This is a genomic window from uncultured Nisaea sp. (genome assembly GCF_963974195.1).
Taxonomy (GTDB): domain Bacteria; phylum Pseudomonadota; class Alphaproteobacteria; order Thalassobaculales; family Thalassobaculaceae; genus Nisaea.
This window is the reverse complement of sequence record NZ_CAXBDC010000041.1, coordinates 1-13096: the sequence shown is the minus strand read 5'-3', so window position 1 is coordinate 13096 and position 13096 is coordinate 1. Positions and strand designations below refer to the sequence as shown.

Below are 13096 nucleotides of genomic sequence, written 5' to 3'. Positions count from 1 at the left end.
GTCAGAAAAGCTGAAACGTGCCGGTTTCACGGTAGCGGGCAAAATGGCCCAGCGCACTTTTATGGGCCGGGATCATCTCCGGCAAATCGTCCAGCGGGAACCAGTCAAGCGCCAGGGTCTCGGTCCCGTCGACCGTGAGATCGCCGCTCCATTCACGGGCGACGAAATCCACGCCGAAGCCCTGGATCGTATCACCATTCGGATAGACCAGCGTGGATTCCTCCGGCGCGGAGGCGTGCCCCCAGGGGGTCGGGTCGAGCACTGTCAGGCCGGTCTCCTCCCGCACCTCACGGATCAGGGTCTCCAGCACGCTTTCCCCCGGCTCGGAGAAACCGGCGGGCAAGCCCCAGACATGGAAATCACCCCGGAGCTGCAGCAGCACACGATCCTCGTCATCGAGAATGACGCAGCGCGCCCCCGGCATCAGCACCATGCGGCTGCCGATCAACTTCCGGAGCTGGCCGAGATAGCTGTCCGCGAAATCGTCGCCCATTGCAGCCGCCCTCCGGGCCGCTACATCACCGCCCCGACCTGCCAGGGGATGAACTCATGGTCGCCAATGCCAAGCTGCTCACTCTTGGTTTTCTCTCCGGAGGCAACGGCCAGCACGTGATTGAAGATCTGCTCGCCCATTTGCTCAATCGTCATGCCCTCGTCCAGCACGGCGCCGCAATTGATATCCATATCCTCCACCATGCGGCGGTACATCGGCGTATTGGTCGCCAGCTTCATGGAAGGGGCCGGTTTGCAACCGTAACAGGAGCCGCGCCCGGTGGTGAAGGCGACCACATTGCTGCCACTCGCCACCTGCCCGGTAATCGAGCAGGGATCGAAGCCTGGACTGTCCATGAAGACAAAGCCCTTGGTATCGATCCGCTCGGCGTACTTGTAGACACCGGTGAGGTTCGTGGTGCCGCCCTTGGCCGCCGCACCGAGAGATTTTTCAAGGATCGTCGTAAGGCCGCCAGCCTTGTTGCCGGGGGACGGATTGTTGTTCATCTCGCCGCCATTGCGGGCGCAATAGGCTTCCCACCACTTGATGCGCTCGACCAGTTTCTCGCCGACTTCCTTACTCACAGCCCGGCGGGTCAAGAGATGTTCCGCGCCGTAAATCTCCGGCGTCTCCGCCAGCACGGCGGTGCCGCCATGCCGCACCAGCAGGTCCGCCGCATAGCCGAGAGACGGGTTCGCGGTCATCCCGGAATAGGCGTCCGAGCCGCCGCATTGCAGAGCCAACGTCAGCTCCGAAGCGGGGCATGTCTCGCGCCTGCTCTGGTTGGCGAGCGGCAGCATTTCCTCGATCAGGGCGAGGCCTTTTTCAATGGTCTTCCGCGTGCCGCCGGTTTCCTGCAGCGTCATGGTGCGCAGGCGCGGGCCGCGCTCAAGCTGATGCGCTTCCAGCAGGAAGTCGATCTGGTTCACCTCGCAGCCAAGCCCGACCAGAATGATCCCGGCGAAGTTCGGATGCCCGGCGAAGCCCCACAGCGTGCGCTGCAGGTTCTCGTATCCCTCTCCCGTATCGGCCATGCCGCAGCCGGTCGCGTGGCTCAGTGCCACCACACCGTCCACATTCGGATATTTCTCCAGCATTGCCGGGGTCACGGCATCGGCCAGATATTTCGCCGCCGACGCGGAGCAGTTCACGCTGGTCAGCACGCCGATATAATTCCGCGTCCCGACCTTGCCATTCTTGCGCCGGAAGCCCTGAAAAGTCGCCCGTTCCGCCTCCGGGATATAATCCGTTTCGGCCCGGTCCATGCAGAAAGCGTAATCCCGCTCGAAATCCTTCATCGCGACATTGTGGGTATGCACATGCGCGCCAGGCCGGATGTCCTCGGTCGCGAAACCGATGACCTGATTATATTTCTTCACCGGCTCGCCAACACCAATCCGGCGCGTCGCAATCTTGTGTCCCTGCGGAATAGGCGCGAGCGTCGCCACCATCTCTTCCGGGATCTTGACGTTCGCCGCGATCTCGGAACGCGAGGTGACGACATTGTCCGCCGGGTTCAATCGGACAGTCAGTCTCTGCGCGTCCTGCGCTCCGCCTGCTTCAGCCATCACCAGCACTCCTCTTCTTTAATTATGGTGATGATAGCCCACCACATGTGCCGCGCAAATGCTTGCCGCATGGAAACCCGATGCCGTACTCATGAGCATCAAGAAAATAAAAATCGGGGGAAACATCATGTCAGGACGTTTGACGGGAAAGACCGCGCTTGTAACCGCTTCAGCGCAGGGTATCGGCAGGGCCACCGTCGAGGCTTTCAGCCGCGAAGGGGCAACGGTCATCGCAACCGATATCAATCGGGAAAAGCTCGCCGAACTCGATGGACTCGCAGGCGTCAGCACACGCCAGCTCGATGTCCTTGACGGCGATGCAGTGAAAGCCGCGGCGGCGGAGATTGGCCCTGTGGATGTGCTGTTCAACTGTGCCGGCTTTGTCCATCACGGCTCGATCCTCGATACATCCGACGAGGATTGGGATTTCTCCTTCAATCTGAACGTCAAGGCGATGTTCCGCATGTGCCGGGCCTTCCTGCCCGGGATGATCGAGACCGGAGGCGGCTCGATCATCAACATGTCCTCCGTCTGCTCCAGCCTGAAAGGCATCTCGACCCGTTGCGTCTACGGCTCGAGCAAGGCGGCGGTGATCGGCCTGACCAAATCGATCTCCGTCGATTTCATGAAACAGGGCATCCGCTGCAACGCGGTCTGCCCCGGCACTGTTCAGTCACCGTCCCTGGATGGACGGATCAACGCTTTCGATGACCCGGTGCAGGCCCGCAAGGACTTCATCGCACGTCAGCCACTCGGCCGCCTTGGCACGGCAGAGGAAATCGCGGCGATGGTGCTCTACCTCGCCTCGGACGAAAGCGCCTATACAACCGGCCAAGCATTTGTAATCGATGGAGGCATCCTCAATTGACCGACCTATCCGACTTCAAGGCCGCCGCGGAACGGATCAGCGGCAAGGTTCGCCGCACACCGCTGCTGGACGCCATCGCCCTGAAAAGCGATCCGGCGCCCGGCGCCCGGTTGCTGCTGAAGCTCGAAAACCTGCAACCGACCGGCTCCTTCAAGGTGCGCGGGGCCACGAACACCGTGATGTCCCTCAGCGATGAAGAGCGGGCGCGCGGGCTGATCACGGCCTCCGGCGGCAATCACGGCCTCGGTGTCGCCTTCGGCGCCCGCATGACCGGCTGCCCGGCGGTGATCTATCTGCCCTCGAGCACGCCTCCTTCGAAGGTGGAGAAGCTGAAAGCCCTGGGAGCCGAAACCGTCATCGAAGGCGCTGTCTGGGATGATGCGAACAAGGCGGCCCTCGCCCGCGCCGAGGCGGACGGCCTGACCTATATCCATCCTTTCGCCGATCCGCGCGTCATTGCCGGACAGGGCACCATCGCGCTTGAGCTGCTTGAGGACGCGCCGGAAATCGACACACTCATCGTCGCCATCGGCGGCGGCGGGCTGATCGCCGGTGTCTCGACGGCGGCCAAGCTGCTGAAGCCGGGCATCAAGATCATCGGCGTCGAGCCGACCGGCGCGCCGACCCATCATGCCGCCCGCGCAGCAGGCCATCTGGTGACACTGGACAAGATCGAGACGGCAGCCGGCACGCTGGCGCCGCGCACATCTGCCGAGCTGAATTTCGAGCTGATTTCGAAGAATGTGGACGAACTGGTGCTGGTCAGTGACGCCGAGATGAAGGCTGCCGCCGAATGGCTCTGGGAAGAAACCGGCCTTTCCGCCGAACTGAGCGGTGCGGCGGCTCATGCCGCCCTGATGACCGGCAAGGTATCCGTAGCGGCGGGCAGCACCGTCGCCGTTATTGTCTGCGGCGCCGGCACGGACGGACTGCCCGCAGCCTAGCCTAGTGACCGCCCCCGCCGCCGGCCGCGCCCTGCGGCCGGCGCATCAGCGGGGTGGCCAGCACAAGCAGTACAAACAGACCTGTCATCACCAGAAAAACATCGCCGAAGGCCATCACCGTGGCCTGCTGGCGCACCATGCCCGCGACCTGTGTCAGGGCCGCATCATTTGCTGTCGAACCAAGACTGCCCAGGCTGGCGGCAATATTGTTCAACGTATCCTCGGCCACGGCACGCCCCCAGGCGACATGATCCCGCAGGCGCTGCAGATGCAGGTCCGTGCGATCATTCAGCACCGTGTTGATCACCGCCAGCCCGACCGCCCCACCAAGGTTACGCGTCACGTTGAAGAGGCCTGATGCGTTCTTGATCGTGTGCGGCTCCAGCGTGCCGAGCGAGAGATTGGTGATCGGCACCATGCAAAGCATCAGTGACACGCCACGCAGGATCTGGGGCACGAAGAGTTCCCAGAAGTCCCAATCGGCGGTGATCTTCGACGCTTCCCAGGTACCGATGCCAAAACCGAGAAACCCGATGGCGATCATGATGCGCGGATCGATTTTCGCAGACAGGCGACCGGCAATCGGAGCCGTCAGAAACATGCAGAGCCCGGTGACGAACATGGTCTCGCCGATCATCAGCGCCGAATAGTCCCGGATGCGGGAAAGATAGACCGGATAGAGATAGGTCAGCCCGTACAGACCGATACCCATGACGAAACTGAAGGCGGAACCGGTCGCGAAATTCCGGTTCGCGAAGGATCTGAGATCGACCACGGGCACCGCGGCCGCGAAAGCACGCCAGAAGAAGCCCACGGCGGAAACCACACCGACGACGGTGAAGAAGACGATCTCGTGATCATCGAACCAGTCATTCCCCGGCCCCTCCTCCAGCACGAATTCGAGGCTGCCGAGAAATCCCGCCATGAAGAACAAACCGGACCAGTCGAACCGCTCCAGCAAGGATAGATCCGGCTCGTCGAAATCGATCAGGGAAAAGGTTGCGACCGAGACCAGAATACCCGGCACGACATTGACCAGAAACAACCAGTGCCAGGAGAAGAGCTCCGTCAGATAGCCGCCGATGGTCGGGCCGATGGTCGGCGCCAGTGTGGCGACTAGACCGATGATCGGGCCGACAACCGGCTGCTTGCTGCGCGGAAATATCGTGTAGGCCGTGGCGAAAACGGTCGGGATCATACCGCCGCCGATGAAGCCCTGCAGCGCACGGTAGACAATCATTTCCTCGATCGATCCGGCCGTCGCGCAGAGGAAGCTCATGAAGGTGAAGCCCGCGCAGCATACGGCGAACAGCCAGCGCGTGGAAAACGCCCGGGACAGGAAGCCCGAGAGCGGGATCATCACCACTTCAGCGATCAGATAACTGGTCTGAACCCAGGAAATCTCGTCATTGCTGGCGGAAAGGCCTGCCTGGATCTCACTCAGCGAGGCGGAGACGATCTGGATGTCCAGGATCGCCATGAACATGCCGAAGACCATGCACAGGAAGGCGACAACGCGCCTGACCGGCACTTCCGGCTCTGGCTGTGCTTGCTGCATGCTCATGATCCGGGCCTTCAGTCGCTGGCTTTGGCAGGCAACGTATCCGCCCGGGCCGTCGCGAGACCGCCGGCCGAAGGATCGTCCCGCGTGTCGATGGTTACTTCGACCGACATCCCGGGGCGCAGAACCCGGCCGTCCGACAGCGCGGCATCAAAGCTGACACGCACAGGCAGGCGCTGAACGATCTTGGTGAAATTGCCGGTGGCGTTTTCCGGCGGCAGCAGGCTGAAGACGGAGCCCGATGCGGGCGAGATGCTTTCCACACGCCCCGGGAAGACATGGTCCGGATAGGCATCGACGGCCAGGGACACAGCCTGCCCGACATGCACCAGGGAAAGCTGGGTTTCCTTGAAGTTCGCGTCCACATAGACGTCCCGAAGCGGCACCACGGCGGCAATGCGGGAGCCCGGCTGCACGAACTGGCCGACCTCCACCGCACGGTTCCCGAGGATACCGTCTATCGGCGCCCGGATAACTGTAAAGGACAGGTCCCGTTTCGCCTTGTCGAGCGCCGTCCGAAGCTCGCTCAGGATGTGTTTTTCCTCGGTCCGCTGGGCATCCAGAACCGACAGGTCCGCCTTGGCCGAAGCGAGGCTGGCCCTGGTCGCGGACAGATTTGCCCGGGCGCTATCGCGGGCCGCGCGGGCATTGTCGAGGGACTGGCGGCTGGCATGGTTCTTCGCCACCAGTTTTTCCTGGCGGGCGAAATCAAGAGACGCACGTTCCAGCTCGGCCTTCGCGGACTCGATATTTGCCGCGGCTTCATCGATCGACGCCCTGGACGATTCCTCCTCGACGCCGAAGCGTTCGATGGTCGCTTCCTGAGTCGCGATCTTGTCTTCGGCCGCCTGAACGGCAAGGCGGTAATCGCCATCATCGACCCGCGCGATCACATCGCCCTTGCGGACGGCCTGATTCTCGGCGGCTTCGACGGAAACGATATAACCGGAGATCTTCGCGGACAGCAGGCTGTTATCCGCACCGACATAGGCATCGTCGGTGGAGATTTCGAACCGGCCGACCGTCCACCATTCATATCCGGCAAACCCGCCGCCGGTAAGAACCGCCACGAGCAGCACAAACTGGATGATGCGTTTACGGAGGGAACCACGGCGGCGGGGTGTGCCGTCTGACAAATCAGCGGCTTCTAGGTCAGGGTCAGTGCTCATGATGGGGCTCTATTTTGACTGAACGGTTCGGTCAATTTCTTTATCATTTATATTGACCGAACCGTTCAGTCAATGAAATATTGATATGGTTGCGGAAGAAATGTGCTGCCCGGGTGAAGTTTCGCTATCTTGCCTGCGCTATCGGGTGGCGTCCGCCCGCACAGCAGAGGAGATACAACCTGATGAGCACGTCCCCGCGCCAAGACGACGGCACCGACACGGCAAGCGATCCCGCTGACCAGCCGAAACGCCGGGACATCATCGAAGGCGCCAGAAAAGTCTTTCGCGCCGAAGGTTTCGATGGTGCCAGCATGGGGCAGATCGCCCAGGCGGCCAGCGTCTCGAAAGGCACCCTCTACGTCTATTTCCCGAGCAAGGAAGCCCTGTTCCATGAACTCGTGGTGCATGACCGGCAGGAGTCGGCCGAGCAGATGTTCCGGCTCGACGCCATCACCGATGAAACGGATACCCGGCAGCTCCTGCAGAAACTCGGCGAGAGTTTCGTCAGCATGATGGTCCGCCCGGCGCATATTGCCCTGATCCGCATGGTCATGGGCGCGGCGGAGAAATTCCCCGAGGCCGGACGCACCTTCTACGAAACCGGACCGTGTATCGGCTTCAAGCGGGTTTCGGAACTGCTTGCCCGCGAAGTAGAGGCCGGGCGGCTGGCAATCGATTGCGACCTCGAACTGGCGGCCGCGCACTTCCTCAATCTCTGCCAGGGCAAACTGATAAAGCCCCAACTCTTCTGTCATGGTGGAGAGCCAACAGCCGCAGAAATCTCCGAAACCGTTGCAAGTGGCGTTGACGTGTTCTTGCGCGCCTACGCAGCGCCGGGGAAATAAGCCCCCGGCCGTCAGACATCCGCCCCGGCATAACCGGCGCAGACGATGACATCGCCGACACGCCTGGCATATGTGCGTTTCGGCACCAGATTTCCGGTTATCGGATCCGGCCACATATAAAGCGTCCAGACACCATCCGGATGCGATGCACTCGCTTCGATGATATCCCGGATAAAGAACGTCCCCTTTCGGTCCCGGCTTCCGATGACGTTCTGCCCCTCCGCGCGCTTGTCCGGATGCAGCAGGAGCGTGCCGGTCTCGTCCATGACAAACACATAGAGCCCCATGTCCGGCCGGGCCCAGACCTTGCGCTCACTATGACGCATGGCACCGGGAAACCCGTGCGCGGCAACGGCAGCGGCCGCCAGTTCCACCATTTCGATCACTGCCGCTCGCGTGCCGTATGCTTGCGCCGGAACAGGACCGGGCGCGAACAGCACAGCAAAACCCGCCATGAACAAGAATCGGCCAAGTGCGGAACGCCGGGATAGCTCGGTCATGAAAACACCCTGTGGCTGCCGGACACGTGCGCTTTGGGGAATTAGGAGACGATCACCCAGCAATGGCAAGCCCGGACAAAAAGATAGTGACCCGCTTCAGGAATGCCGGACATCACATGAGGTCCGCTGGACCACCATCCCCGTCATGGAATGACCAGCAATGTGAAATTGCGACCAGTCCAGTCTGTCCACCAGCCGGAGCGCATCGGCGGACGCTCCTCTTCATTGAAAGCACCCGGCATCGCATTGTGCAGGTCTGGCCGAAACGCAGGCAGCGCGACCCGCAGCTCACCTGGTTGAGGGCTGAATTGCGCGCGACCGCCGCCGAGCTCACGTAACTCAGGTTCAGGCGCCCTTGCGGATGACGAAGGTAAAGGCGCCATCCAGCTCGGCCTCGCTGACCAGCTCATGACCGCCGCTATTGCAGAAATGCTTGAAATCCAGCGGTGACGCCGGGTCCGTCGATTGCACGGAGATCAATTGTCCGGGCTCAAGGCCTTTGATGGCCTTGCGGGTTTTCAGCACCGGTAGCGGGCATTTCAGGCCGCTTGCATCCAGGGTCAGTGCCAACTCGCTCATAGATCTCGGTCCCACAGGTGATCACGTTTGTTGCATATTGGGCCGCAGGGGCCGCATTGCCAATCCCGGTGACATCCCGTCCGGCGCCGGTCGGACGGGCATCGGCGATTTCCCGGATGATCTTGGCAAGCAGAACATCCGCGAACGGCGTCGCCTCGTCCGCCACCATGACAAAGGCACCAAGGCCGCCGATCACATCCAGCCGGTAATGCATCTCCAGCGGAATATTTCCCGGCCCCCGATGGCCTCCGCCACGACTCTTTACAGCCAAAGCATTGATGGTGATGCCCGCATCCACCGCCCGGTCGCGCGCCCAGTCGATGGGCCGTCCGCCAATCTGCGGGCCATCGCCGGAAACATCGATAACCATACGCGCGCCCTCATACCCGTTCGTCAGGATCTTGTCCGTGGAATAGGCAATGGCTTCGCTGATTGAATTGTACCCCCAGGCTGCCCTGGGCGCGGAAAGCAACGACTCGCCGAATGCGAGAGCATCGTCCGGGCCGGAAATTTCCCGCCAGTCGACAATCGTGTGCTGGGAGGTCTCGTCACCCCATTCAATATAGCTGACCGCGATCTTGCCCCAGCGCCCGGAAGCAACGGCATCCAGCACGCGCCGGTCAAGAAGCGCGTCAGCATAACCCTGCCGCTGTAACAGAAGTTCGTCATCGTCAATCGAGCCGGAACCGTCAGCCGCAAAAACCAACTCGAGGTCTACTGGTTCGGCGATACCGCAAGGCGCATAAGATGCCACTCCCAACAGCCCCAGAGCGACCGGCAGGCAGCAGCGCATAAAACGAACATGAAGGCTTAACTTATTTGAAAAAAACCAAAACCTACCTGTGGATAACTTTTTTGACCCTATGGGAGCGATAGAAGCTTTAGATATGAGAGATCCTGCTCGCCCCATGGTTACCCGCCCCTTGACATTCAGATTTAAAAGTCAATTCAGGATATCGGTTTAAATTGGAAAAGATTGAAATTATTCACAAGCCATTCACAGTTTGGTATTTCGGCTGTACTGGCGACGCGTGATGTTCGCCTTGAAATCTGGTTTTCAACCAGCGAACAGAAGCAAATATACCGGTCCCTTCGCTTTTTCGAAACATCAAAAAGGCTGGCCCGGAGAGATCGAAATATCAGGGCTTCTAGCCAGACCGCACTCTCTCGTGTAACGGCCGCCGGGCATTGTCATGCCATAAGGCTTTACAGTCGGCCTGTTCAATAATCGGAAGTTCCTGCGGGGATCACTTCTAGGCTTCGTCTTGCAGAACGGACAGGCTGCCCATCCATCGCCAAAAGGTCCGCCTCCGCCTCGAGCCGGACCGGCTCCCTCACCCAATAAGGGAAATCTATTTGCAAAACCAGACGGTCGCCACCGTCAGTTACCCGCTGCAGCTCACGTCTGTAGCGGTTTTGGTCGACATAGCTGGAAAAAGCACCGGTAACGGCCATGCGAATACGGTACTCACCTCTCTCCGCAACACTCATCCGGCCGAAGCAAGCCGCGCCCTTGAAAACTTCGACATCCGGCGGGATGGGAACCGGACTACCGCATTCACCACTCACCGGATCCCGGGGGGAAATCGAGAGACTTATCAAACCGGCCGCATTCCCGCCGGGGCCCTCCGTCCTGTCATCAAGCGCCGCAGGCCACAGAGCCAGGCCAGCGAGCGTGGCAAGCAACAGAATGCAAAGACCACCTATTGCAACAGTGAAAGCTCTTAGCTTGCTGTGTCCTGAAGTCTTTCGCTTCCACTCAGGCGGCTGCGGCAACAGACGTTCTGCCTCTTGCCGCCCGAGGCATATCTCCAGCGCATCACGCGCGCCTGTCACCGGCACAGACTTCCAGCCGTCCGTATCGGCGATGGCTTCCGTTCCATGCGGGTGCAGGAAGATGCCCGCCCCCTGATCCGGAGCGCCGGCCCGGGCCAGTTTCTCGGCAACATGCGAGACTGGCGTCACCTTCAGGTTCCGGTCCAGACCGCCCGTGACCAGAATGGTTTGTGCTGCCACATCCCCCGGTTTCGCCAGGGCACCGAAAAGATGAAAAGCATGCGCCAGGAACATTCCCAACTGCCAGCTCTCTCCCGCCTCTATCGGTGCGGTGACATCCGTACGGTAGACCGGGTGCCCCGTCATGCGCTCCACAACGCCTGTGGGCTCGCGCACGAAGGCATCGTAGGCCGGGCTGACCGGCAAGGCCGTGAAGGATCCGCCAACACAGATGACGGAGCGGACCGCCGGATTTTCGCGCGCAATGTTCTGGACCTCTACCGGCCCGCGCGTTGTTGCGATCAACACCCTGATCAGCGGCACCGTCGCCATCAGGCCAGCAGAAACCGGCTGTCCGGGTCACGAAACAGGTGAAGCAAAGGATCATCGGACGGCAGCATAAGCTGGATGCCGCCATCCGCGCTTTCGGGCAAAGCCCGCATCACCGTCTCGCCCGCTTCGGGAAGGCCAATCACAAGGCGCGGCATGTCACTGCCCTCATCCAGACGCTCCACGATGAAATATGCCACCCCGCCGGTTTCATAGGCGGCTTCCAGACGCATTCGGAACGCATCCGTTTCACGAACGGCCAGGGCGCCGTCACTCGCGGCAGCGACGGCAGGCAGATGCCCGAGAGCAAACCGGTGCACCAACGCCATAAGAGCCACCCTGACATCCGCACGGCGTGTTGCCATGTCCATGACGCGCCGCCCCGTAGCGCTTTCCGGGTCGGCAAGACATTGAACGAAAGCCGCGAACGAAAGCGGCTTGTCCCCTGTGCCGGTGTCCTCTGCTTCAGGGGATTCTGAAAGCCAGAGACGGATATCCCGATCAGCGGAACTGGCGGTGAAAAGCGCCTTGGCAAATCCGTCATCGTCCCCGGGGCGCTTTGCTTCGGTCATGCCGTCTCCCGATAAAGCGCGGAGAGCGCGGCATGGAAACGGCGGCAATCCTCTTCAAACACCTGTTCCGCGGGAATCAGGCTGAAATGACGTTCCAGCGCGGCAAGAAACGCGCGCAGCTCTTCCCCGCAGGCCCGCATCAGCGGCTCACATGCCGTGGCGGCCTCCATGATTTCGGGCTCGCATACCCGCTCTTCCTCGAAACCGCGCCGGTTCACCTTGGCGAAGGCCAGACGGGAAGCCTTGAAAAGCCCGGCTTCCGGCATTGTCTCCGGATCACCGTCAACAGCGCCCCGCAGCAGACGGCCAATCGCCCCGCCCGGGCGCAACGGGACGACATTGTCGGCAAAGTCAGCTTCAGGCTCGTTGATCCGGTTCCGCAATGCCAGGGCGACTTCCGGGAAGAGATCGAATCCGATCTCGAAAGCTTCGGGCCGCGCATTCCGGAACAGGATAAACATCAGGGCTTGCCGGACTTTCCTGATTTGCCCCGTCAAGTCCTGGAAATCGGCTGTTGCGGCGCTGTAATCCTCGACCGGTTTCTGATCGATCAACATATCGACGGAAGCACGCGGCTGCGCCGCCTGTCTTTTCCGGACAGCCTGGACGATCCGGGCCTGATGCGCGCCGAAACATTCCGCCCTCAATATGGTCAAAGGCAGAATGGCGGCCGCATCGCCCGCTTCCATCATCAGCTCAAGCCGCGTGCCCTCACGTTTGTTGATGGCCTTCAACCGGTCGGCTGGAGGCAGGGCCAATTCCGCAAGCACGGACCGTCGGCCGTCGGTCACTTCCAAAGCGCTGCAGATCTCCCCCGGATCGACCTCCCCGGCATCCCGGGATGAGCCGATCGGCGCCGCCGCATCGATGGCAAGCCGGTCGGCGGCCGCCTTCAGCGCCAGTCGCAGATGCAGAAAGTTGATCGCAACCGTCCGGAATCCCTTGAAATCGCTACCCGCGCGCCTGTCGGAACAGCACTCCTCCCAGAAGGCGAGCACTGTGCGGTCATCGATTGCATCGGCACTGACCCGCCGGTCCGTTCTGTCCGCGATGAAGCTGCACATCGCGTTGAATTTTCGCTCATACTGCTGCGACGGCAGGTGGTCTTTCAGGAAGTCATAGAGCCTCCGGGACAGTCCATTGGCAAAGGCCTGCATGTCTTCCCGGTCCTTCGGGCCGGACAGGAAAGCGGATATGTCATCATCCAGCTCGGAAAATCCGAGCGCGGTGACGCAGAAATCCAGCAACGCCGCCAGAAAGGGCATGCGTCCGTAGCTCACCCTGAACACCGGCCCGGGATAACTGATGATCAACTCATCCGCTCCCGCCTCGATCTCCCTTGGCGCTGTGCTGCGTCCCGCAGCCGAGAGAGCGGCTGCCCTGTAGGCACCAGACGTCGCGGCCCGGACACCCCAGAAGAAACCGACATAGCCGTGACGGCCGGAAAGCTGGTCCGCGGCCGCGATCAGATAAGCGAGTTCAAGAAGAGGCTTTCCATAAGCCCTGGCGGCGATGGTCTGAACCAGAGTCCGGCGGGTCCGCGCATCATAACGCCCGCCATCGTCACCAGACGCATCGAGCACGGCGGCAAGCGCCGAGGCCAGCTCGTTGCTGATCTCGGTCCTGAGACCAGATGCGCTGCCACCGAAATCCAAAATCGGCACTGGACTTA

13 protein-coding genes are annotated in these 13096 nt (G+C 61.2%); 3 read left to right on the top strand and 10 right to left on the bottom strand.

All coding sequences use genetic code 11. The features are described from left to right. Position 1: 1 nt before the first annotated feature. The gene (locus tag AAC126_RS10825; RefSeq protein WP_339853209.1) at positions 2 to 493 is read right to left on the bottom strand and encodes an NUDIX domain-containing protein; all 492 of its coding nucleotides are present in this window, start codon (positions 491 to 493) and stop codon (positions 2 to 4) included. Between the two features lie 20 nt (positions 494 to 513). Then, complete coding sequence (locus AAC126_RS10820; RefSeq protein WP_339853206.1) at positions 514 to 2061, bottom strand: altronate dehydratase family protein; 1548 nt, start codon at positions 2059 to 2061, stop codon at positions 514 to 516. A 127-nt stretch (positions 2062 to 2188) separates the two neighbouring features. Between AAC126_RS10820 and AAC126_RS10815 the strand changes: the two genes are divergently transcribed. After that, entirely contained in the window at positions 2189 to 2929 is a 741-nt protein-coding gene (locus AAC126_RS10815; protein WP_339853203.1) for an SDR family oxidoreductase, read from the top strand. Continuing rightward, entirely contained in the window at positions 2926 to 3873 is a 948-nt protein-coding gene (locus tag AAC126_RS10810) for a threonine/serine dehydratase (RefSeq protein ID WP_339853201.1), read from the top strand. Before AAC126_RS10815 ends, AAC126_RS10810 begins: the two co-directional genes overlap by 4 nt. 1 nt (position 3874) lies before the next feature. Here AAC126_RS10810 and AAC126_RS10805 read toward each other — a convergent pair whose 3' ends face one another. Together AAC126_RS10805 and AAC126_RS10800 are read right to left on the bottom strand one after the other, a co-directional pair. Then, the gene (locus AAC126_RS10805) at positions 3875 to 5431 is read right to left on the bottom strand and encodes a DHA2 family efflux MFS transporter permease subunit (protein WP_339853197.1); all 1557 of its coding nucleotides are present in this window, start codon (positions 5429 to 5431) and stop codon (positions 3875 to 3877) included. A 17-nt stretch (positions 5432 to 5448) separates the two neighbouring features. Beyond that, entirely contained in the window at positions 5449 to 6603 is a 1155-nt protein-coding gene (locus AAC126_RS10800; protein ID WP_339853194.1) for an HlyD family secretion protein, read from the bottom strand. 182 nt (positions 6604 to 6785) lie between these two features. Between AAC126_RS10800 and AAC126_RS10795 the strand changes: the two genes are divergently transcribed. Next, entirely contained in the window at positions 6786 to 7448 is a 663-nt protein-coding gene (locus tag AAC126_RS10795) for a TetR/AcrR family transcriptional regulator (protein WP_339853192.1), read from the top strand. 11 nt (positions 7449 to 7459) lie between these two features. Here the strand turns inward: AAC126_RS10795 and AAC126_RS10790 are convergent, their stop codons facing one another. The 6 genes from AAC126_RS10790 to AAC126_RS10765 all read right to left on the bottom strand — a co-directional run. Beyond that, complete coding sequence (locus AAC126_RS10790) at positions 7460 to 7948, bottom strand: cache domain-containing protein (RefSeq protein ID WP_339853189.1); 489 nt, start codon at positions 7946 to 7948, stop codon at positions 7460 to 7462. A 345-nt stretch (positions 7949 to 8293) separates the two neighbouring features. After that, positions 8294 to 8527 (bottom strand): sulfurtransferase TusA family protein, encoded by a 234-nt coding sequence (locus tag AAC126_RS10785; protein ID WP_339853187.1) that lies wholly within the window; start codon positions 8525 to 8527, stop codon positions 8294 to 8296. After that, positions 8439 to 9281 carry a DUF1194 domain-containing protein gene (locus AAC126_RS10780; protein WP_339853184.1) on the bottom strand — a complete coding sequence of 281 codons (843 nt, stop codon included), beginning with the start codon at positions 9279 to 9281 and terminating at the stop codon, positions 8439 to 8441. Before AAC126_RS10780 ends, AAC126_RS10785 begins: the two co-directional genes overlap by 89 nt. 467 nt (positions 9282 to 9748) lie before the next feature. Then, positions 9749 to 10855, bottom strand: a complete 1107-nt coding sequence (locus AAC126_RS10775) for a hypothetical protein (RefSeq protein WP_339853182.1) — start codon at positions 10853 to 10855, stop codon at positions 9749 to 9751. Then, the gene (locus AAC126_RS10770) at positions 10855 to 11424 is read right to left on the bottom strand and encodes a hypothetical protein (RefSeq protein ID WP_339853179.1); all 570 of its coding nucleotides are present in this window, start codon (positions 11422 to 11424) and stop codon (positions 10855 to 10857) included. The genes AAC126_RS10775 and AAC126_RS10770 overlap by 1 nt, the downstream gene beginning before the upstream one ends. Further along, the coding region (locus AAC126_RS10765) for a hypothetical protein (RefSeq protein ID WP_339853177.1) at positions 11421 to 13096 on the bottom strand (1676 nt) is incomplete at its 5' end. The genes AAC126_RS10770 and AAC126_RS10765, both read right to left, overlap by 4 nt.

Bases quoted from the DNA above. Each gene is read 5' to 3' on its own strand.
- AAC126_RS10820 (WP_339853206.1), bottom strand. From the start codon at position 2,061: ATGGCTGAAGCAGGCGGAGCGCAGGACGCGCAGAGACTGACTGTCCGA.
- AAC126_RS10785 (WP_339853187.1), bottom strand. From the start codon at position 8,527: ATGAGCGAGTTGGCACTGACCCTGGATGCAAGCGGCCTGAAATGCCCG.
- AAC126_RS10825 (WP_339853209.1), bottom strand. From the start codon at position 493: ATGGGCGACGATTTCGCGGACAGCTATCTCGGCCAGCTCCGGAAGTTG.
- AAC126_RS10815 (WP_339853203.1), top strand. From the start codon at position 2,189: ATGTCAGGACGTTTGACGGGAAAGACCGCGCTTGTAACCGCTTCAGCG.
- AAC126_RS10800 (WP_339853194.1), bottom strand. From the start codon at position 6,603: ATGAGCACTGACCCTGACCTAGAAGCCGCTGATTTGTCAGACGGCACA.
- AAC126_RS10805 (WP_339853197.1), bottom strand. From the start codon at position 5,431: ATGCAGCAAGCACAGCCAGAGCCGGAAGTGCCGGTCAGGCGCGTTGTC.
- AAC126_RS10770 (WP_339853179.1), bottom strand. From the start codon at position 11,424: ATGACCGAAGCAAAGCGCCCCGGGGACGATGACGGATTTGCCAAGGCG.
- AAC126_RS10795 (WP_339853192.1), top strand. From the start codon at position 6,786: ATGAGCACGTCCCCGCGCCAAGACGACGGCACCGACACGGCAAGCGAT.
- AAC126_RS10775 (WP_339853182.1), bottom strand. From the start codon at position 10,855: ATGGCGACGGTGCCGCTGATCAGGGTGTTGATCGCAACAACGCGCGGG.
- AAC126_RS10790 (WP_339853189.1), bottom strand. From the start codon at position 7,948: ATGACCGAGCTATCCCGGCGTTCCGCACTTGGCCGATTCTTGTTCATG.